19 protein-coding genes are annotated in these 18,597 nt (G+C 71.5%); 7 read left to right on the top strand and 12 right to left on the bottom strand.

Features of this window, described 5'->3' with window-relative positions:
- The first annotated feature begins 4 nt into the window (after positions 1-4).
- Positions 5-1,810, top strand: a complete 1,806-nt coding sequence (locus tag E2170_RS13075; protein ID WP_133001044.1) for a DEAD/DEAH box helicase — start codon at positions 5-7, stop codon at positions 1,808-1,810.
- A gap of 85 nt (positions 1,811-1,895) precedes the next feature.
- On the opposite strand, the gene E2170_RS13850 is transcribed toward E2170_RS13075, so the two are convergent.
- Complete coding sequence (locus E2170_RS13850; RefSeq protein WP_165942237.1) at positions 1,896-2,072, bottom strand: DUF4175 domain-containing protein; 177 nt, start codon at positions 2,070-2,072, stop codon at positions 1,896-1,898.
- A gap of 684 nt (positions 2,073-2,756) precedes the next feature.
- Here E2170_RS13850 and E2170_RS13070 point away from each other — a divergent pair.
- Positions 2,757-3,938: a BaiN/RdsA family NAD(P)/FAD-dependent oxidoreductase gene (locus tag E2170_RS13070; protein WP_133001043.1), complete on the top strand. Its 1,182-nt coding sequence runs from the start codon at positions 2,757-2,759 to the stop codon at positions 3,936-3,938.
- 1 nt (position 3,939) lies between these two features.
- On the opposite strand, the gene E2170_RS13065 is transcribed toward E2170_RS13070, so the two are convergent.
- The 6 genes from E2170_RS13065 to E2170_RS13040 form a co-directional block, all read right to left on the bottom strand.
- Positions 3,940-4,563 carry a hypothetical protein gene (locus E2170_RS13065; RefSeq protein ID WP_133001042.1) on the bottom strand — a complete coding sequence of 208 codons (624 nt, stop codon included), beginning with the start codon at positions 4,561-4,563 and terminating at the stop codon, positions 3,940-3,942.
- A gap of 60 nt (positions 4,564-4,623) precedes the next feature.
- Positions 4,624-5,463, bottom strand: a complete 840-nt coding sequence (locus tag E2170_RS13060) for a hypothetical protein (protein ID WP_133001041.1) — start codon at positions 5,461-5,463, stop codon at positions 4,624-4,626.
- Between the two features lie 62 nt (positions 5,464-5,525).
- Complete coding sequence (locus E2170_RS13055) at positions 5,526-5,900, bottom strand: DUF6164 family protein (protein WP_133001040.1); 375 nt, start codon at positions 5,898-5,900, stop codon at positions 5,526-5,528.
- 56 nt (positions 5,901-5,956) lie between these two features.
- Entirely contained in the window at positions 5,957-6,577 is a 621-nt protein-coding gene (locus E2170_RS13050) for an HD domain-containing protein (RefSeq protein WP_133001039.1), read from the bottom strand.
- Positions 6,574-7,392 (bottom strand): spermine/spermidine synthase domain-containing protein, encoded by an 819-nt coding sequence (locus tag E2170_RS13045; RefSeq protein WP_133001038.1) that lies wholly within the window; start codon positions 7,390-7,392, stop codon positions 6,574-6,576. Before E2170_RS13045 ends, E2170_RS13050 begins: the two co-directional genes overlap by 4 nt.
- A gap of 128 nt (positions 7,393-7,520) precedes the next feature.
- Positions 7,521-8,249 carry a hypothetical protein gene (locus E2170_RS13040; RefSeq protein WP_133001037.1) on the bottom strand — a complete coding sequence of 243 codons (729 nt, stop codon included), beginning with the start codon at positions 8,247-8,249 and terminating at the stop codon, positions 7,521-7,523.
- Here E2170_RS13040 and E2170_RS13035 point away from each other — a divergent pair.
- Complete coding sequence (locus E2170_RS13035; protein WP_133001036.1) at positions 8,208-8,765, top strand: hypothetical protein; 558 nt, start codon at positions 8,208-8,210, stop codon at positions 8,763-8,765. The two genes, E2170_RS13040 and E2170_RS13035, sit on opposite strands and share 42 nt — an antisense overlap.
- 48 nt (positions 8,766-8,813) lie before the next feature.
- Here the strand turns inward: E2170_RS13035 and E2170_RS13030 are convergent, their stop codons facing one another.
- On the bottom strand, positions 8,814-9,080 hold the full coding sequence (locus E2170_RS13030) for a DksA/TraR family C4-type zinc finger protein (RefSeq protein ID WP_133001035.1): 267 nt from the start codon (positions 9,078-9,080) through the stop codon (positions 8,814-8,816).
- 118 nt (positions 9,081-9,198) lie between these two features.
- On the opposite strand from E2170_RS13030, the gene E2170_RS13025 reads away from it, so the two are divergent.
- The 4 genes from E2170_RS13025 to E2170_RS13010 all read left to right on the top strand — a co-directional run bounded on the left by E2170_RS13025 (position 9,199) and on the right by E2170_RS13010 (position 15,120).
- Entirely contained in the window at positions 9,199-12,336 is a 3,138-nt protein-coding gene (locus tag E2170_RS13025) for a ligand-binding sensor domain-containing diguanylate cyclase (RefSeq protein ID WP_133001034.1), read from the top strand.
- Between the two features lie 44 nt (positions 12,337-12,380).
- Complete coding sequence (locus tag E2170_RS13020; protein ID WP_165942236.1) at positions 12,381-13,784, top strand: mechanosensitive ion channel family protein; 1,404 nt, start codon at positions 12,381-12,383, stop codon at positions 13,782-13,784.
- 187 nt (positions 13,785-13,971) lie between these two features.
- Positions 13,972-14,184 (top strand): hypothetical protein, encoded by a 213-nt coding sequence (locus E2170_RS13015; RefSeq protein WP_133001032.1) that lies wholly within the window; start codon positions 13,972-13,974, stop codon positions 14,182-14,184.
- Positions 14,185-14,289: 105 nt separating this feature from the next.
- On the top strand, positions 14,290-15,120 hold the full coding sequence (locus E2170_RS13010) for a DUF1521 domain-containing protein (RefSeq protein ID WP_133001031.1): 831 nt from the start codon (positions 14,290-14,292) through the stop codon (positions 15,118-15,120).
- Positions 15,121-15,150: 30 nt separating this feature from the next.
- On the opposite strand, the gene E2170_RS13005 is transcribed toward E2170_RS13010, so the two are convergent.
- From E2170_RS13005 to ubiM, 4 genes are read right to left on the bottom strand one after another with little or no spacing between them, the layout of a single operon-like run.
- Entirely contained in the window at positions 15,151-15,630 is a 480-nt protein-coding gene (locus E2170_RS13005) for a hypothetical protein (RefSeq protein ID WP_165942235.1), read from the bottom strand.
- A 48-nt stretch (positions 15,631-15,678) separates the two neighbouring features.
- Positions 15,679-16,962, bottom strand: a complete 1,284-nt coding sequence (locus tag E2170_RS13000) for a TIGR03862 family flavoprotein (protein WP_243708168.1) — start codon at positions 16,960-16,962, stop codon at positions 15,679-15,681.
- Between the two features lie 7 nt (positions 16,963-16,969).
- Positions 16,970-17,308: a zinc ribbon domain-containing protein YjdM gene (locus tag E2170_RS12995; RefSeq protein WP_133001029.1), complete on the bottom strand. Its 339-nt coding sequence runs from the start codon at positions 17,306-17,308 to the stop codon at positions 16,970-16,972.
- A gap of 25 nt (positions 17,309-17,333) precedes the next feature.
- Positions 17,334-18,593 carry a 5-demethoxyubiquinol-8 5-hydroxylase UbiM gene (ubiM, locus tag E2170_RS12990; protein ID WP_133001028.1) on the bottom strand — a complete coding sequence of 420 codons (1,260 nt, stop codon included), beginning with the start codon at positions 18,591-18,593 and terminating at the stop codon, positions 17,334-17,336.
- Between the last annotated feature and the right edge of the window lie 4 nt (positions 18,594-18,597).

Here is an 18,597-nt window from a genome sequence, read left to right as displayed (position 1 = left end):
GCAGATGAGTTCCGACACCCCCGCCCCGCTGTTCACCGACCTCGGCCTGCCGCAGCCGCTGCTGCAGGCGCTGGCCGCGGTGGGCTATGAATCGCCCTCGCCGATCCAGGCCGCCACCATCCCGCCGCTGCTGGCCGGTCGCGACGTGCTCGGCCAGGCCCAGACCGGCACCGGCAAGACCGCCGCCTTCGCGCTGCCGGCGATGGCGCGCCTGGACCCCGCCGCGCGCAAGCCGCAGGTGCTGGTGCTGGCGCCGACCCGCGAGCTCGCGATCCAGGTCGCCGAGGCCTTCCAGAAGTACGCCGCCTTCCTGCCCGGCTTCCAGGTGCTGCCGATCTACGGCGGCCAGGGCTACGGCCCGCAGCTGCAGGCCCTGCGCCGCGGCGTGCAGGTGGTCGTGGGCACGCCCGGGCGCGTGATCGACCACATCGAGAAGGGTTCGCTGGACCTGTCCGAGCTGCGCATGCTGGTGCTAGACGAAGCCGACGAGATGCTGCGCATGGGCTTCATCGACGACGTCGAAGCCGTGCTCGCACGCACGCCCGAGAGCCGCCAGGTGGCGCTGTTCTCGGCCACCATGCCGCCGCCGATCCGGCGCATCGCCCAGACCTACCTGCGCGACCCGGTCGAGGTCGCGATCAAGTCCGCCACCAGCACCGCGCGCAACATCCGCCAGCGCTACTGGATGGTCAGCGGCACCAACAAGCTCGATGCGATCACCCGCATCCTCGAGGCCGAGCCCTTCGACGGCATGATCGTGTTCACCCGCACCAAGCAGGCGACCGAGGAACTGGCGGAGAAGCTGCAGGCGCGCGGTTTCGCCGCCGCGGCCATCAACGGCGACATCGCCCAGCCGCAGCGCGAGCGCACCATCGCCCAGCTCAAGGACGGCAAGATCGACATCCTGGTGGCGACCGACGTCGCCGCGCGCGGCCTGGACGTGGACCGCATCAGCCACGTGCTGAACTACGACGTGCCCTACGACACCGAGAGCTACGTCCACCGCATCGGCCGCACCGGCCGCGCCGGGCGCAGCGGCGAGGCCATCCTGTTCATCGCCCCGCGCGAGCGCAACCTGCTGCGCGCGATCGAGCGCGCCACCCGGCAGCCGATCGAGCAGATGGACCTGCCGACGGTGGAGAACGTCAACGACGCCCGCATCGGCAAGTTCAAGCAGTCCATCACGGATACCTTGGCCACCGGCGAATTGGCCCTGTTCCAGTCACTGGTCGAAGACTACGAGCGCGAGTTCAACGTACCGGCGGTGGAAATCGCCGCGGCGCTGGCGAAGATGGCGCGCGGCGACGTGCCGCTGCTGATGGAGGCGCCGAAGCGCGAGCCCCGGCCGGCTCGCGGCTTTGACGGCGAAGATCGCGGTGGCCGCGAGCGCCCGGGGCGCCACGAGCGGGACGACCGCCCCGCCTTCCCGAAGAAGGAGCGCGTGCCGCGCCCGCCGCAGCAAGGCATGCAGACCTTCCGCGTCGAAGTCGGCTACGACCACGGCGTGAAACCGGGCAACATCGTCGGTGCGATCGCGAACGAGGCCAACATCGAGTCGAAGCACATCGGCCGGATCGAGATCTTCGAGGACCACAGCCTGATCGACCTGCCCGAGGGCATGCCGCCGCAGACCATGGCCCACCTCAAGGGCGTGTGGTGCGCGGGCCAGCAGCTGCGGATCACCCTGGACGGCGAGCCGCCGGACACCGCGGGCAAGTCGCCCGGCCGCAAGCCCTTCGTGAAGAAGCCCTTCGGCAAGAAGCCGTTCCCGCCGCGCAAGCCGCACCGCAAGGGCCCGCGCCCCGGATGACGGCTGCTGTGGGAGCGGCTATAGCCGCGATTGGCCTGCCGCGGCCCGGATCGCGGCTATAGCCGCTCCCACAAACGCGCGCTGCTCAGGGTCCGAGGACGTAGACGACTTCCTCGAGCGATGGCCAGCCGAACAGCGGCGCCAGCCACCAGTAGGCGGCGACCACGATCAGCACCCACAGCGCAAGCTTCAGCACCATGCCTGCGACCTTGAAGGCCAGGTACAGGCCGATGATGACCGCGACCAGACCAAGCCAACTCACGGGCGCACCCCGGCACGCACCGCGCGTGCCGCGGCGCCGGACTTCAGATCGCTGGTAGCAGGGGTCGTATCGCGCATCCGGGCATTCTACGTGGACTGCGCACTGCTGCACTGCGCGCGCGTGGCTGTGCGTGGTCGTGGTCGTGGAGAAGCCGTTTGCCGGCTTCGGGTGGGACGCGTGTCGCTGCGGGGTGGGTATGTACCGGCGAAGCAGCCATCCATGGCTGATTCGCCTACCGCGCACATCCTTGTGCGCTGTCCATACCCACCCCGCAGCGCCCCGCTCCGGCGGGATTGAAGTGGTTCGGCTTCGAAAGGCCGCGATCCTGCGGCCCCACGCCCCTACTCCTGCACCCCTCTACATCACAACGATTGAACGGATGCTGCCTTGCGGCGGCACTCGAACCGGAGAGTCGGGGCTGGCCCTCCTCCCCCGAAGCCATCGACGGTGGTGCGGGAGGTGGATGGCGGGGGGAGTGCGGAGAGTGGGCCATGGATGGCCCACGGCCCCGCTTCAGCCATGGATGGCTGACGGCGGGGCGGAGCACTCCCCCCGCCAGCCGCCTCCCGCAGCGCGAACCCACACGAGGCGACGCCCTTCAGAAAACGCCCCGATCAACCAGGCAAAGTCGAGCTGCCACCTGACCGGACGCAGCAGGCGCAAACGCCGGGCTATCCTTTCGCCATGACGATTTCCTGCGACGTGCTGGTCATCGGGGCCGGCGCCGCGGGCCTGATGTGTGCCCTCACCGCCGGCCAGCGCGGCCGGCGCGTGCGCGTGGTCGAGCGCTCGAACAAACCCGGCAAGAAGATCCTGATGTCTGGCGGCGGCCGCTGCAATTTCACCAACACCGGCACCACGCCCGCCAACTTCATTTCCGCCAACCCACACTTCTGCAAATCGGCGCTGGCGCGCTACACACCGGCCGACTTCATCGACCTCGTCGACCGCCACGGCATCGCCTGGCACGAGAAGGAACTGGGCCAGCTGTTCTGCGACGAATCCTCGAAGCTGATCCTGCGCATGCTGCTCGACGAATGCGCCGACGCCGGCGTCGACATCAGCCTCGACTGCCGCGTCGACGCCGTCGCGCACGAAGGCGAAGGCTTCCTGGTCGACACCGCCCAGGGCCGCATCGCCGCACAGTCCCTGGTCGTCGCCACCGGCGGCCTGTCGATCCCCACACTCGGCGGCAGCGGCCTGGGCTACGCGCTGGCGCGCCAGTTCGGCCACGAGCTGCTGCCTACGCGCGCGGGCCTGGTGCCGCTGGTGCTGACCGGCACGCATTCGGAGCGCCTCGACGGCCTCAGCGGACTCGCGCTGGAGGTCGAAACCACGAGCCGCGGGCAATCCTTCCGCAACGCGATGCTGGTGACCCACCGCGGCCTCAGCGGCCCGGCGATCCTGCAGGTGTCCTCGTACTGGGAGCCGGGCGAAGCGCTGGCGATCGACCTGCTGCCCGGCGTCGACGCGCTGGCCTTCCTGCGCGAACAGCGCGCCGCGCGCCCGGACAGCGAACTGCGCACGGTGCTGGCCGAACGCATGCCCAAGCGCTTCGCCCAGCGCCTGTGCGAACACTGGCTGGGCGATCGCCCGATGAAGCAGTTCGATGAGCCGATGCTCGCGCACGCCGCGGCCGCGCTCTCGGCCTGGCCTGTGGTGGCCAGCGGCACCGAGGGCTACCGCACCGCCGAAGTCACCCTCGGCGGCGTCGACACCCACGGGCTGTCCTCGTCGACGATGATGTCGCGCAAGGTGCCCGGCCTGTACTTCATCGGCGAGGTCGTCGACGTCACCGGCTGGCTGGGCGGCTACAACTTCCAGTGGGCCTGGGCGTCGGGCCGCGCCGCGGGCGAAGTGGCCTGAGTCAGCGCGCCGCCTCGTAGCTGGTCGCTGCGCACAGCTGCGTGTCCGTGGCCGTCGCCGCGGGGATGCCATCGCCCTGCAGGGCCATCAGCTTGACCACGCGCATGCCCGCTTCCTCGTAGCTCGCCAGCGCCAGGAACCCGGTCTTCATGCTGTTGCAGAAGCCCTGCCCGTCCGCGCCGCGCACCTCGTCGAGCACGCGGCGCAGTTCCACCGGGTGGCCGGCGTCGACCCGCATCACGTCGGCGTAGCGCTGGGCGGCGGCGAACTCGTCGCCGCCGCGGACGATGGCCACGCGCTCGGTGACGAAATCCGCGCCGTTGGCGCCGGTGATCCGCGAATCCGTGATGTCGATGTCACCGGTCATGGCCGCGGACACACGGTCGGCGGCGGTGAAGCGGCCCAGGGCCACCGGCTGCAGGGTCGGCGGCGCGGCCCGCTCGATCGGCGCGTTGGTGGTGTCGGGCTCCATCGAGGCGCGGGGCGCGGGTGGCGGGGCGCTGGTGGCGGGCGGTTGGGTGGCGCCGCCGGCAGCACCGGCGTCGTCGCGCGCGCAGCCGGGCGCGGCGATGCAGCAGGCCAGCGCGGCGAGGAGCAGGGAGTGACGGCAGGTACGCAGGTTCAATTCGGATTCCGGAACAGCGGAGCAGGACGCTGATGATAGTCGCCGGATGTTCACCGCGCGTCAGGGGTCGACCCGAGGTACGTCGGCCGTGGGCAGCTCGGGCGTGCTTTCGCTGAGGATGCGCAGGCTCTCCTCCTCGCGCCGGCGGCGTTCGGCGGCGGCTTCCGGGTCTTCCTCCGTCGCGGCCGCGTCGCCGAGGCTGCCGTCCGCCCGCCGCGTCACCAGCGGCCGGCCCGGGAACGGCAGCGGCATGCCGGTCACCGCTGCTGCATTGCCGGACAGACCGGCCCTGCATTCACCCTGCAGGACCGCTCCCGACACGTCGTCTCCGGCCACCTCCTGGACCCTCACCGCGAGGCCGGCGACATCGCCATGCGTCGCCAGCCGGCGGCAGGCCTCGGCAACGGTCGAATGCCCGGCGCCGCGCCCGGACACCAGCACCAGCATCGTCATCCGATCGATCCAGCCCGCGCCGCGCACCCCGCCCATGGACGCGACCTCGGCGCGCGCGGCCTCGCGACGCACCGCGCTGCCGCGGTCGGCCAGCAGCACCTCGCGGTGCATCTGCGCGCCCAGGTCCTGCAGCCGGGCGACCGCCGCCTCGCCGTCGCCGGCGCGCGCATCGCGGCCGATGGCCTCTACCTCCCGTTCGGCCACGGCCTCGCTGCGCCCGGTGGCGGCTTGCGGATCGCGCGGCGCCTCGGCCACCAGCGACGGCGCGGCCGCATGCGGCGCCGTCGCGGGTGCGGCCGCCGGTTCCGCGACGGCTGCCGAAGATTCCTCCGCGACCGTGGCTTCAACCTCCGGCTGCACGAACCAGTCGCGCACGTAGCGGTAGCCGAACCAGGGCAGCACCAGCACCAGCACTATCGCCACCTTGGACACGCGGCGCGCGGACATCCTCCGCCGGTATGCGGAACGGTCCGGCCAGTAGGGTCTCCTGCCCGGCCGGGACTCCGGGTTCACGCCCCCGCGCGCCACAGCAGCACCACCGGCAAGGCCACCAGCGCAAGCATGAAGACGATGCCCACCAGGATCCCGAGCACGCGCAGCGGCTCGCGGCGCAGGATGTCGGCGAAGGTTTCGGCGCTGCCGTCCTGCAGTTCACCGGCTCGCTCGGCGCGCGCCCGTGCCTGGCGTGCGGACTGGTACTCGTCCATCAGCCCGCGCGCACGCGGGTAGTCGGCATCCTCGGACACCCAGATGCCGCCGTAGGAAATGCCCCAGCGGCTGGGCCGGGTCTCGTGGAAGGCGATGCCGTGTTCGCGCAGGAAGCCGCGGACGTCGTCCGCCTCGTCGTCCGGGACCATCCTCATGTTGAGCAGCAGCTTGGCCATCGCGGCCAAGGATACCCGCGGACTGCTACCGGCGTGCGAAAACGCCGCGCCGCGGCTCAGCCGCCCTCGCCCACCGCCCGGCGCAGGTTGGCCCGCGCGGCGACGTCCAGGCGGTCATGGAAGTCGTCGCTCAGGTAGATGCGTTCGCGGCGCAGCAGGCCGCGCAGGAAGCGGCGACGGTTGATCCGGTACAGCCAGCGCGGCACCGCGTCGCGGTATTCCGCTTCGATCGCGCGATCGTAGGCGTCGAAGTCCGCCGCATCGGCGCCGAGGATGGCCATGTCGCAGTCGAGGAAGCGGCGCGCGTCGTCGCCATCGGGTCCTTCGCCCAGGTCCGCGGGCGACAGCGTGCCGTGGCGCGCGGTGAGCTCGATCAGCTCGACCACGCGCTCGATGTCCACGCCGGCATCGGGTATCCAGCGCGCGATCTCGGCGGCGGCCAGCGTCGCCGAGCGCGCCTCGTTGTCCCGGCGCCCCGCCTCGTAGACCGCGTCGTGGTAAAGCAGCGCCAGCCAGACCTCGCGCGGCCGCGCCCAACCGGGCCCTGCGGCGACCTCGTCGAAGTGCCGCATCAGGGCCTCGACGTGGCCGAAGTGGTGGTAGGCGCGCGCCGGCGTGGCATAGGCGGCGCGCAGCGCCTCCAGCATCCCGACGGGCACCTGGAGCGGAGCGTTCATGCCTGCCGGCGCCGTCGCAGCTCGCTGGCCACGCGCTCCAGTACGGAGGCCAGTTCGCGGCGTGCGGCGTCGGGCAGCGCCGCCTGCACGGCTTCCATGCAGGCGTCGCCACCGTCCGGTGCTCCGCCCGTCCAGGCGAAGGCGACGTGGTTGCTCATCTTCCGCTCGCTGACCAGGAGTACCTGCTCCTGGCCAAAGGCCTCGGCCAGGCGGGTGGCGTAGGGACCGGGGTCGTCGCAGTGCAGGTTGCTGGCGAGCACGCCACCCGGCGCCAGCGCCAGGCGGCAATCGCGGTGGAAGGCCGGCGTGGCCAGCGCTTCGGGGATGCCGCGGTCGTCGTAACCGTCCACCAGCAGCAGGTCGTAGCGGCCCGGGCGGGCAGCGATGAAGCGCGCGCCGTCGTCCAGGCAGACCTCGAGGCGGTCGTCGTCGTCGGGGATGCCGAAGTCGCGGCGCAACGCGATGACGCCCGGGTGGTTCTCCACCACCTCGATCGACGCGCCCGCAAGGTGCCGGTGCAGGAACTTCACCTGCGAGCCACCGCCCAGGCCGACGATGCCGATACGCGCGGGCCGCGGCTGCCACAGCAGCGCCGCGAGCATGGTCCGGGTGTAATCGACCAGAAGGACTTCGGGCCGGTCGCCGTCCATGCGGCTCTGGGTCTGCCCACGGCGGAACTGCAGGGACACGTAGCCGTTGTGCCGGCGCAGGCGTGCGGGTGGCAGCGACAACCCGGTCGGATCCACCACCTTGCCGCCGCGCAGGCGGGCCAGGCCCTCCGCCAGCTTCCCGAACCAGTTTCCGCTGTCCGCCACCGCCGCCTCCGTCGCCACCAGACGGGCAGCCTATCGCAGCGCAGCATGGCCCGACAGCGCCCGGGTAAACGCTTACAGCGCATCCCCGCTGAACGGGAACCCGGCGCAGCAGCGATTCTCAGAGCGCGTTAAGCAACTTCGTCGTGAAGTGCAGGCGTATCGCAGAGGGAATCACCGCCATGACATTGCATCCGACGTCCATTCTCGCCGCCCTGTTGCTGTCGCTTGGCCTGGCCGCACCCATCGCGGCCGATGCCCAGGATCGCTCCAGAATGCGCGAACCTGCGGCCGAGCGCGACGACCAGGACACCCGTCGCGGTGAAGCCCGCCAGCAGCGCGAGCGCCGGGCCGAGCAGCGCCAGGGGCCGCGCGGCAATGACGGACCAGCGCGCCACCGCGAGCAGCAGCAGCGCCAGAGACCCGCGACGCCCCGGCAGCGCCCCGACCCCCAACGCGGCGCGAACCCGCGCGCGAGCGAACAGCGCGAAGCAACCCAGCGCCGTGCGACCCAGCTTCGGGAGCAGCAGCGCCGTGGACAGGAACAGCAGCAGGCCGAACGCCGGCGCGAGGCCGAGCGGCGCCGTGCCGCGGACCAGCGCCGGAACGCGGAACAGCGGCGGGATATCGAGCAGCGCCGAGGCACCGAACAGCGCCGCGAGGCGGAGCAGCGCCGCATCGCCGAACAGCGCCGCGGCACCGAACAACGCCGCATCGCCGAACAGCGTCGAGCCGCCGACCAGCGTCGCCAGGCCCATGAGCGCGAGCGCCAGCAGCGTGATCGACGCGATGTCGACCGGCGCGAGCGCGAGCGGCGGGTGGCCGAACAGCGCCGCCGTGAGGCCGAACACCAGCGCCACCAGCGCGAGCTGCGCCAGGCCCAGCGACGCTACGAGCAGCGCCTGGCCCAGCAGCGCCGCATCCACCAGCAGCGCTACCTGCGTGACTACTACGCCCGCCTGCACGCGCGCGACATGCGCCGGGGCAGCTACAACGCCAGCTGGTACTCGGCACCGGTCATTTACCGCTACCAGCGCGACGGCCGCTACCACGACGTCAACCGCTACGCCGCCGACCTGCTGCAGCAAGCGGTCGACCTGGGCTACCGGGAAGGACGCAGCGCCGGCCGCGCGGACCGCGAGGACGGCTGGCAGGCCGACTATCGCAACAGCTACGCCTGGCAGGACGCGAGCTACGGCTACAACGGCTGGTACGTCGATCGCGACGAGTACGCCCACTACTTCCGCGAAGGCTTCCGTCGCGGCTATGACGACGGCTATTACGGCCGCAGCGAGTACGGCCGCCGCGACGACAGCGGCGACTATCTGATCCTGGCCGCCGTGCTGGGGGCGATCCTCGGCTTCCAGCAGCTCTGACCCGGGGTGGCCCGGCGGGCGTCGCGGATTCCGCGGCGTCCCGCCGGCTCAACGCAGCTGGCTGTCCTTGCTGCCGCGCCGGTTGTAACCGGCCTGGCCGGCTTCTTCCTCGTCCCTGGCCACCTGGCAGGCAAGGCACAGGCGGACCCCGGGCACCGCCTTGCGGCGAGCGTCGGGAATCGACTCCCCGCACTCCTCGCAGTCCGCCCGCCCCGGCCCGGTGCCCAGGCGGCTGCGCGCGCGCTCGATCGCGTCTTTCACGGTCGCGTCGATCTGGTCCTGTACGGCGCCGTCTCCGGCCCAGCCGGTGGCCATGTGCCTGCTCCGCTGATTGTCCTCGACAGATCCCTGTTATCGGGGCGAGAGGGCCGGCAGGCAAGCCCCGGGGCGACTCCAGCCACCATGGCATGTTCCTTGCGTGCGCTCGTGGCCGATGGCCTGCCCCCTTTCCAGCGCACCCAGCGTCCTCAGCCCGCCGCGCCTCGCCGCGGCGCTGGCGCTGATCGCGAGCCTGGCCTCCTTCGCACCGGCGAGCGCGGCGCGTCCGTTGGCCGCCGGCGACGGCGAGGTCCTCCGCCTGGAAACCCGGGGACCCGACCAGGGCCTCCCGCAATCCTCGGTCAAGGCGCTGGCCAACGACGACCAGGGCTTTCTCTGGGTCGGCACCCAGGACGGCCTGGCCCGTTTCGACGGGCACCGCTTCGAGGTATGGCGCGACGGCGACGGCGCGCGTGTGCTGTCGAGCGGCAGCATCGATTCGATGGTCTTCGATGCCGCGAGCCGGCACCTGTGGCTGGGCACCAACGATGCCGGCCTGGAGATCCTGCACCTGCCGACCTGGTCACGGCTGCGCATGGACCGCGACGATGGCCTGGCCCACAACCAGGTCACCGCCCTCGCGCTGGACGGGACTGACGGTGCCTGGGTCGGCACGGTCGGAGGACTGGACCACGTCGCCGCGGCCGGCACCCCGGGGGTCGTACACCTTGGCGGCGATTCGGAAACCATCGGCGTAGCCGCCCTGCCCGGGACCGGCGTGGCCCTGGCGCTCGGGCGCGACTGTCGGGTCTGGCGCGCGACCCGCGTCCGCCTGGACCTGCTGGCCACCCTGCCGGCACCCGCCGGAAGCTGCACCGCCCTGCAGGCAGGTCCCGAAGGGGCCTGGGCCGCGAGCGAACAGGGCGGAGTGTTCCTGCTCGATCCCGCCGATGGCCGGCTGTTGCGGACGCTGACGGCCGCCGACCTGGCCCCCGGCACCCCGCGGGTCACCGCCCTGCTGCGGCGCAACGACGGCAGCCTGCTCATCGGCCTGCGCGACGGCCGAGTGCTCCGCCTGCCCGGCGCGGCAAGCGTGCCGGAAGCGCTGCGCTTCGACCAGCCGCTGGACAACGCCGTTGACGTCCTGCACGAGGATCCCGCCGGCGCGCTGTGGATCGGCACCTATACCTCGGGGCTGCACTATGCGCGCCCGCTGTCCGCGGCGGTCCGCGTCGGCGGCGTCGAGGCCGGGCGCGACTGGCCGCGAGGAAGCATGCGCGCGATCTGGCGGCGCGGCGGGCACGTCCTGCTCGGCACCGACGAGGGTCTGCTGGAACGCCTGCGCGACGACGGGCAATGGCGGCAGGTGCCCGGCTTCGAGGGCCAGTCCGTGCGAGCGATCGCTCGGGCCACCGACGGCGGCTGGTGGATCGGCAGCCACGACGGCCTCTTCCACTGGCCGGGGCAAGGGCCGCCGCGCGCGATCACGGGCCTGCCCGACGCCCGCATCGACGCCATGCTGTTCGAGGGCGAGGCCGGCTGGATCGGCACCCGCGGAGGGCTTGCCCTGCTGCGGCATGGCCGCATCGTCGACACCCCGGAGATCGCCCCGCTGCGGCGCAGCCACGTGACCGCCCTCCTGCGCAGCGGCAGCCATCTTTGGATCGCGACCAACGCCGATGGTCTCTGGCGACTCGATCCCGGCAGCGATCCCGAACGGGTCTTCCCGGATGTCCTGCATCATTCCATCTGGTCGCTGCACGCCGATGACCAGGCGCTGTGGGCGGGAAGCTACTCCCACGGCATCTACCGCATCGACCGCGCCAGCGGGGAAGTCACCCGCACCACCCAGCACGACGGCCTCGGGAACAACGTCGTCTATTCCCTGCTCGCCGACGGCCAGGGCAGGCTGTGGGCCAGCAGCAACAACGGCCTCTCGGTCATCGACCTCGAAAACCGCACGATCCAGGTGCTCGGCCCGCGCGACGGCCTGGCCAACCGCGAGTACAACAGCGGATCGGCGTTCCGGAGCGACGACGGACTGCTCCACTTCGGCGGCACGCGCGGGGTGGACGTGGTGGATCCGTCCGGCCTGCCCCGGCACAGCCCTCCGGCACGGCCCGTATTGACCACCCTGCAGGCGCTTCCGCTGAATGCGGATGACAACGGTCCACGCGAAGTCGACATCGTCTATGCGCGGGACGCGCAGCTGGAGCATCGCGACCGGCTCGTCAGCATCCGCATGACCGCGATCGACTTCAGCGCTCCCGATGCCGCCCGGCTCCGCTACCGGGTCCTCGGCCTGCACCAGGACTGGGTGTATCCGCGGGCGCCCACGGCGGAGTTCTCCATCACCGCGCTGCCCCCGGGCCGTTACGCACTGGAGGTCGAGGCCGCCGGCCGCGACGGCCGCTTCGGCCAGGCCCGACGGCTGGAACTGCACATGGCACCGCCGTGGTGGCGGCATCCCGCTGCATACGCCGCCTACGTGGTGGCGATGGTGCTGCTGCTGGTCCTGATCGTCGGGCGCACGGCCGCGGCGATGCGCCGGGAGCGCAGCCAGGTCGAACTGCTCGAGCGCACGGTCGCCGAACGCACTGCCCAGCTGCAGCTCGCCAACCAGAGCCTCAGCCGGACCAATGCCCAGCTCAGCATCGCCACCCGCCGCGATCCCCTGACACGCATCTCGAACCGTCGCGACCTGCAGGAGTGGCTGGGCCGCGAAGCGGCCGCGCTGCGCAACCGCATGGAGACCGCCGACGGCGAACAGGAACGCCTGGTGTTCCTGATGGTCGACATCGACGACTTCAAGCGCATCAACGACGCCCATGGTCACCAGGCGGGAGACGAAGTCCTGGTGCACTTCGCCGACCGCCTGCGCCTGCTCAGTCGCGACGACGACCTGCTCGTGCGCTGGGGCGGCGAGGAGTTCCTGCTCGTGTCGCGCTTCGCGCGCGCGGAGGATGCCGCCCTGCTCGCCGAGCGCATCCGCTCCGCGATCGCCACCCAGCCGATCCGCATCGGCCGCGGGGTGGCCCTGGACCTGACCTGCTCGATCGGCTTCGCACCGTGGCCGTTCTCGCTGGACTGGCCCGCGCTCGGCGACTGGAGCGCCTGCCTGGACCTGGCCGATCGCTGCCTGTACCGGATCAAGCGCGGAAGCAAGAATGGATGGGCAGGCATGGTTCCGGGCGATGCGCCCCTCCCCGACGCCATCCAGTCGCTGCTGGCCGGCGCGGATCCGGACGGGATCGACGCGCGCACCGTGCGGCTGCTGCAGTCCGACCCGGCGTCCGCACGCCGGGCCGGCTGATCGAAGCTGGCGCATTCTTCACGACCGCATGCGACCATCGCGCCATGCGAGCCGATACGATCCGGACCCTTGCCACCTCCCTGTTGCTGTCGCTGGCCCTGTCGATGGGGGTGGCGCAGGTCCGTGCACAGGACACCGTGGACGAGCCCGGCGTCACCGCTGTCCGCGAAGCCCCGGAGGCGGCCGACGCGCCCGCAGAAGACTCCGCGGAGGGCATCGTCGAGAGCCGCCGCGTCGCGCGGCGCCTGCAGGAGGCCGACGGGCTGGCGGACGTCACCGTCACGGTGCGCGGTGGCGTGGCCGAACTGCAGGGCGTCGTGCTGTCGCCGGAAGACCGCGAACGCGCAGAGCAACTGGTGGCTCAGCAGCCCGGCATCGAACGGGTCGAGAACCGCGTGACCCTGAGCACCCGGCTGTCCGACCGCGTCGCCACCGCCACCGCGCTGGCGCTGGACAAGGTGGGACGCCTGCTGGCCGCCCTGCCGCTGCTGCTGGTGGCGATCGCGGTCGTGGGGCTGGCCTGGTGGCTGGGCAAGTGGATGGGCCGGCGCGTGGGCCGGCGCATCACGCGCCGCAACTGGCAGTCGGACAATCCCTTCTTCGCCAGCCTGGTGCAGCAGCTGGTGCAGTGGCTGGTGCTGCTGGGCGGCGTGCTGGTGGCGCTGGACCTGCTCGGCGCCACGGCGCTGGTGGGTGCGGTGATGGGTTCGGCCGGCGTGATCGGCCTGGCGCTGGGCTTCGCCTTCAAGGACATCGCCGAAAACTACGTCGCCGGCGTGCTGCTGAGCATCCGTCGTCCGTTCGCCCCCGGCGAACTGCTGCGCATCGACGGCAGCCACGAGGGCCGGGTCGCGGCACTGACCTCGCGCGCAACGGTGCTGGTCACCGCCGACGGCAACCGGCTCACCCTGCCCAACGCACTGGTGTTCAAGTCGGTGGTCCTCAACTACTCCAGCAATCCGAAGCGGCGGCTGGAGTTCACCATCCCGCTCGACGTCGAGGAATCGATCCGCAACGCGCAGGAGCTGGCGCTGGAGGCGCTGCGCGAGGTCGAGGGCGTGCTCGCCGATCCCGCGCCGTCCTGGACGGTGGACGCCTACGACGCCAGCGGCATCACCCTGCGCTTCTTCGCCTGGGTCGACCAGCGCCGGAGCGACCTGGGCAAGGTCCGCCGGGAGGCGATCCACGCCGTGCGCGCCCGCCTGGCCGAATGCGGCGTCAGCACGCCGCGCAACATCCAGTACACCGCCAACCTGGCCGACGCGCCGCTGCACCCGGCCGAGGAAGCACCTGCGCTGGCCGGCATGGACAGCGTGGCCGACACCTCGGTCGACCGCGACCTCGACGCGCACCTGGCGGCCGAACAGCGGGCGCATGCCGGCGAAGACCTGCTTCCGGCAGAAGACGGGGCCGACGCCGGCCCGGCCCAGGAACACGAGCAGGGGTAGGAATCTTCCTACGCCACATCAGGAAACCCGCCGACACCCCCCAGCCCGCGTCCGGAGCAAGCTGGAGATTGCCCCGGCAGCACGGCCCTGCACCGGTCACGGATGCCGCTCAGCAACGGAACTGGCCGCGACCTTGAGCAAGTCGTGAAGCTGGGCCGGGGCACACTCCCCACTCGCGGGCAGGTCCATGGTCGAGATCAAGAAGGTGGCTGCGGGCTTCGAGGTTTCGGGAGCCCGGTTCCACGAAGTCTTCCAGAACCGCTTCAAGGCGATCATGGCCGCCCATGCCGTCGCGCTGGGCGATGCCACCACCGCCGGACGGCCCGTGGCCATTGTCGTCCCAACGGACTGGGGCGAAACCGTGATCGTCGAGCCGGGCACCGCCGGCGACAAGCGCTGAGCCCGGACCGCGGGTTTACCCGAGCAAGGGATTGCCCCGGCTTTCCAACCCCCGTCCCCGCGTCTCCAATGGCCCTACAACCTCAGGGCAAACAGGGAGCCGGCCATGGAAAACCACCTCGTCAGCGCATCGCTGGTCATCAACGGCAGCGGCACCATCAAGCCCGCCGCCGACGCGCCGACCACCCAGCGCACCTCGGACGGCAAGGTGCAGTTCGAGAACGACAGCTACCGGATCACCGCCGGCGACGACAACCAGGTCCTGATCCAGAACAAGAACACCGGCGAGCAGTACCGCATCTGGGGCGACCCGCACGTCGAGATCGACGGCAAACAGGCCTTCGACTTCTGGGGCCAGACCACTTTCGTCCTCGACGACGGCACCAAGGTCACGATCGAGACCACGCCCTGGAACGAGGGCAAGAACGGCGCCACCATCGCCTCGAAGGTCACCATCACCGACGGCGAGTACACGGCCGAGATCAGCGGCGTCGACACCAACACCCGCGGCGACCTCGAGTTCCGCGAATTCCACGGCGTCCACGCCACCGTGCACGAACTCGCGACCCGCGACGGCAACGTGCTCTACGAGAACGACAAGGGCGCCGGCTTCGTCGCCCTCGATCGCAATGGCGACCTGGTCGGCGTGGACCAGGCCTTCATCAATGCCACCGACGAGGTCAAGCAGGGCGCGGTGTCGTTCATGCAGCACTACCGCGAGGCGATGCACATCTTCAAGAGCCTGGTCGCGATCGTGTTTTCCGGCGATCTGGTCTCGCACGAACGCGACAGCGATTCGCCGCGTCCCGACGTGCTGCCCGCGCCGGTGCAGATCAACAATCCGCTGCCGTCGGCGCCGGTCGCCGACGACGCCGGCGACTGGTCCTTCTCCTGGTCGTTCTCGTTCAACTTCTCGCTGGTCAACCAGGGCGGTTGACCGCTCTTCAGGCCCGCCCCTGCGGCGGGCCTAGTGTCCCGGCTCGCCCGGCGGCGGCATGTCGGCCGGACGCGCGCAGCCCGGGGTCGGGCCGATGCCGTCGATGGTCAGCTCGCCGGCCAGCGGAAACGTTGCGCCGGACATGCTGTCCTGGCACGGCCCCGGCAGCAGCGTGACCGAGATCGCGCCTGCGCCGTCGCTGGCATTGACCACCCTTGCGTCGTCACCGGCATCGTCGGTGTCGATGGTGAAGCGGCGGTTGTCGACGTCCGGGCCGTTGAGCACCACTTCGCCACCCTCAACGCGCGCCTGCCAGAAGGGTTCGTTGGTCGACACCACGAACTCGGCGGGAAGCGTTGACGTGCCTTCGCCGGGAACCGCGGGCGCGTCAACCACGGCCCCCCCAGCATCATCGTCAGGCATCGACGCGTCGGCCGGCGTTGCGGCACGGTCGCAGGCGACCAGGGGAATAGCCAGTACGAGCAGCAGCGGCAACAGTCTGCGATCCATCATTTTCCTCTCGGGCACGTATGGCCCCCAAGCATGCCGCATCGGCGTTCAGGTTTCGTCACGGCCACGCGGGGAATGCGCCAGCCAGCGCAAGGCGCCATCGGCGGCCACGCGAGCGCTGGCGAAGCAGGCGGTGAGCAGGTAGCCGCCGGTGGGCGCTTCCCAGTCGATCATCTCGCCTGCGGCGAAGACGCCTGGATGCGTCCGCAGCATCAGGCCTTCGTCCAGCGCTTCCAGGCGCAGGCCGCCGGCGCTGCTGATCGCCTCGACCAGGGGACGGGGGGCGCGCAGGCGCAGCGGCAGGCGCTTGGCGGCCGCGGCGAGGGTCGCGGGATCGTGCATGGCATCCGCACCCACCACCTCGCGCAAGAGGCCCGCCTTCACGCCGTCGATGCCCGCGGCGCGACGCAGGTGTTCGGACAGGCTGCGCTTGCCGCGCGGGCGCGACAGTTCGCGTTGCAGCCGCGCGGGTTCGCGGCCCGGGACCAGGTCGAGTTCGAGCACGGTGTCGCCATCGCGCGCGATGCGATCGCGCAGCATCGCCGACAGGGCATAGACCAGGCTGCCCTCGATGCCGTGTTCCGATATCACGCATTCGCCCTGCAGCATCTGCGCGCCGCCGCCGTCGTCGCGCCAGTGCGCGACCACTGGCTTCAGCGGCGCGCCGGCATGGCGCGCGGCGAAGTGCGGCGACCAGTCGACGTCGAAGCCGCAGTTGGACGGCTGCAGCGGCGCTACGTCGACGCCCGCATCGCGCAGCAGATCCTGCCAGGCGCCGTCGGAACCCAGCTGCGGCCAGCTGCCGCCGCCGAGGGCCAGGATCGTGGCGTCGGCTTCGACATCCAGCGCGCCATCGGGCGTTTCGAAACGCAGCACGCCGTCTCCATTCCACCCGAGCCAGCGATGGTGGACATGGACATGGACGCCCTGCGCGCGCAGCCGCCGCACCCAACCACGCAGCAGCGGCGCGGCCTTGAGGTCATCCGGGAACACCCGGCCCGAGCTGCCGACGAAGGTCGACACGCCGAGGCCCAGCGCCCATTCGCGCAGCGCGTCGGCGTCGAAGGCCTGCAGCCAGCGGGCGACCTCGTCGCTGCGTTCGCGATAGCGGCTGGCGAACAGCGCCGGCGGATCGGAATGGGTGAGGTTCAGCCCGCCCTTGCCGGCGACCAGGAACTTGCGCCCGACCGAACCCTTGGCTTCGAAGACGTGGACCTCGCAGCCCGCGGCGCGCAGCACCTCCGCGGCGAACAACCCGGCCGGGCCGCCACCGACGACGGCGACGCGGCGGTCGCCAGGCGACGCCGCATCGATGGCGGGCGCACCGTCCACCCCGCCCTCAGGCCTTGCGCAGGAAGCAGGTCTTCAGCACCAGGCCCTTGATCCTGTCCGAGTTCCCTTCGATGTGCTCGGGGTCGTCCTCGACCAGGCGGATGTTGCGGATCACAGTGCCCTGCTTGAGCGGGATCGACGAGCCCTTGACCTTCAGGTCCTTGATGACGACCACGGTGTCGCCGGCCGCCAGCGGATTGCCGTTGACGTCGCGCACTACGGTGCCTTCATCCGCGCCGCCGTCGCCGGCCGCCCATTCGTGCCCGCAGTCGGGGCAGATGAAGAGCGCGCCATCGGGATAGGTGTTCTCGAGGCCGCATTGCGGGCAGGCGGGAATGGCGGACATGGCGGCTCCTGATGTACTGGACCGCTCATTGTAGCCGCCGGCTCCCGGCCACCCGCGGACGCAGGACCTCGAAGCCGCGGCGCAGGCGCTGCCGCGGCGTGGGGTCCACCGGGCCGTCGTCGAGCAGCGCGTCGGCCAGCGCGCGCCGCAGCGGCGGCAAGGCCCGCCCCGCCGCGATGATCGCGCGCCGCAGCGGGCGCACCGGCAGGCGGTCGTCGGTGAACACCCGCACCACCAGGCCGGTGCCCAGGAACAGGGTCGCGCTGCCTGCGCGGTGCCGACGCTGGTAGCGGGCCAGCATCGCCGGATGCGCCGGATCGCCGTGGCGCGCGATCGAATCCGCCACCGCGGAAGCCAGGCGCTCGACGCTGGCCAGGCCGAGGTTGAAGCCGTGCGCGGTCACCGGATGCATGCCGACCGCGGCGTCGCCGACCAGGGCGAAACGCGGGCCGACGAAGCGGTGGGCCCAGGTCGCCACCAGCGGATAGGCATGCACCTCGCCTTCCAGTGCCATGGGGCCGAAGCGGCCGCGGTAGCGGTCCTCGAGCTCGCGCGAGAGCGCATCGGCATCCAGCGCCTGCAACCGCTCCGCCTCGACGCCGGTCACGGTGAGCACCGCCGAGGCCAGGCCGTCGTTGAGCGGCAGCAGCGCGCGCGTCTGGCCTTCGCCGAACCATTCCCAGGCCACGCCTTCATGGTCACGGCCCGGGCGTACGCGACAGACCAGCATGATCTTGCCGAAGTCGTGCATCGCCACCGGGATGCCCAGGGCACGCCGGGTCGACGAGAAGCGGCTGTCGGCGGCGACCAGCAGCGGCGCCTCGAAGCGCCGCCCGTCTTCCAGCACAACCTCGGCCCTGCGCGAGCCGGCCGCCACCGAGGCCACCTCCGCCTCGAAGTGCACCCGGATGCGCTCATCGCCCTCGACCACCGACCAGGCGGCGGCGCGGATGTCGCTGTTGGCCACCAGGCCGCCCAGCGCGGCCTGGCCGAAGGTTTCGGCATCGACCTCGAAGCCGTTGCCGGCGTCGCCGTCGGCCACCCGCGCGCGCCGCAGCGGCGACACCGCCGAGGCGTCGATGCCTTCCCATACCCCGAGCTCGCGCAGGATGCGCATCGAGGCCTGGGTCAGGGCGATCTCGCGACCATCGGGCGCGGGCGCCACCACCGCCGCGCGTGGCTGGCGCTCGATGACGTCCACGCGCAGCCCGCGCTGCGAAAGCGCACGCGCCAGGCAAAGGCCGGCGGGACCGGCGCCGATGATGATGATGGAAGACTCGGGCATGCCG

Source organism: Luteimonas arsenica, from assembly GCF_004352825.1.
GTDB classification, from domain to species: Bacteria; Pseudomonadota; Gammaproteobacteria; order Xanthomonadales; family Xanthomonadaceae; genus Luteimonas; species Luteimonas arsenica.
This window is presented reverse-complemented; position numbering and strand designations above follow the sequence as displayed.

What these genes read in the sequence shown, in the direction of transcription:
- E2170_RS13050 (WP_133001039.1), bottom strand. Translation starts at nt 6,577, where the DNA reads ATGAACGCTCCGCTCCAGGTGCCCGTCGGGATGCTGGAGGCGCTGCGC.
- E2170_RS13030 (WP_133001035.1), bottom strand. Translation starts at nt 9,080, where the DNA reads ATGGCCACCGGCTGGGCCGGAGACGGCGCCGTACAGGACCAGATCGAC.
- E2170_RS12995 (WP_133001029.1), bottom strand. Translation starts at nt 17,308, where the DNA reads ATGTCCGCCATTCCCGCCTGCCCGCAATGCGGCCTCGAGAACACCTAT.
- E2170_RS13025 (WP_133001034.1), top strand. Translation starts at nt 9,199, where the DNA reads ATGGCCTGCCCCCTTTCCAGCGCACCCAGCGTCCTCAGCCCGCCGCGC.
- E2170_RS13010 (WP_133001031.1), top strand. Translation starts at nt 14,290, where the DNA reads ATGGAAAACCACCTCGTCAGCGCATCGCTGGTCATCAACGGCAGCGGC.
- E2170_RS13075 (WP_133001044.1), top strand. Translation starts at nt 5, where the DNA reads ATGAGTTCCGACACCCCCGCCCCGCTGTTCACCGACCTCGGCCTGCCG.
- E2170_RS13055 (WP_133001040.1), bottom strand. Translation starts at nt 5,900, where the DNA reads ATGGCCAAGCTGCTGCTCAACATGAGGATGGTCCCGGACGACGAGGCG.
- E2170_RS13020 (WP_165942236.1), top strand. Translation starts at nt 12,381, where the DNA reads ATGCGAGCCGATACGATCCGGACCCTTGCCACCTCCCTGTTGCTGTCG.
- E2170_RS13060 (WP_133001041.1), bottom strand. Translation starts at nt 5,463, where the DNA reads ATGTCCGCGCGCCGCGTGTCCAAGGTGGCGATAGTGCTGGTGCTGGTG.
- E2170_RS13005 (WP_165942235.1), bottom strand. Translation starts at nt 15,630, where the DNA reads ATGGATCGCAGACTGTTGCCGCTGCTGCTCGTACTGGCTATTCCCCTG.
- ubiM (WP_133001028.1), bottom strand. Translation starts at nt 18,593, where the DNA reads ATGCCCGAGTCTTCCATCATCATCATCGGCGCCGGTCCCGCCGGCCTT.
- E2170_RS13015 (WP_133001032.1), top strand. Translation starts at nt 13,972, where the DNA reads ATGGTCGAGATCAAGAAGGTGGCTGCGGGCTTCGAGGTTTCGGGAGCC.
- E2170_RS13070 (WP_133001043.1), top strand. Translation starts at nt 2,757, where the DNA reads ATGACGATTTCCTGCGACGTGCTGGTCATCGGGGCCGGCGCCGCGGGC.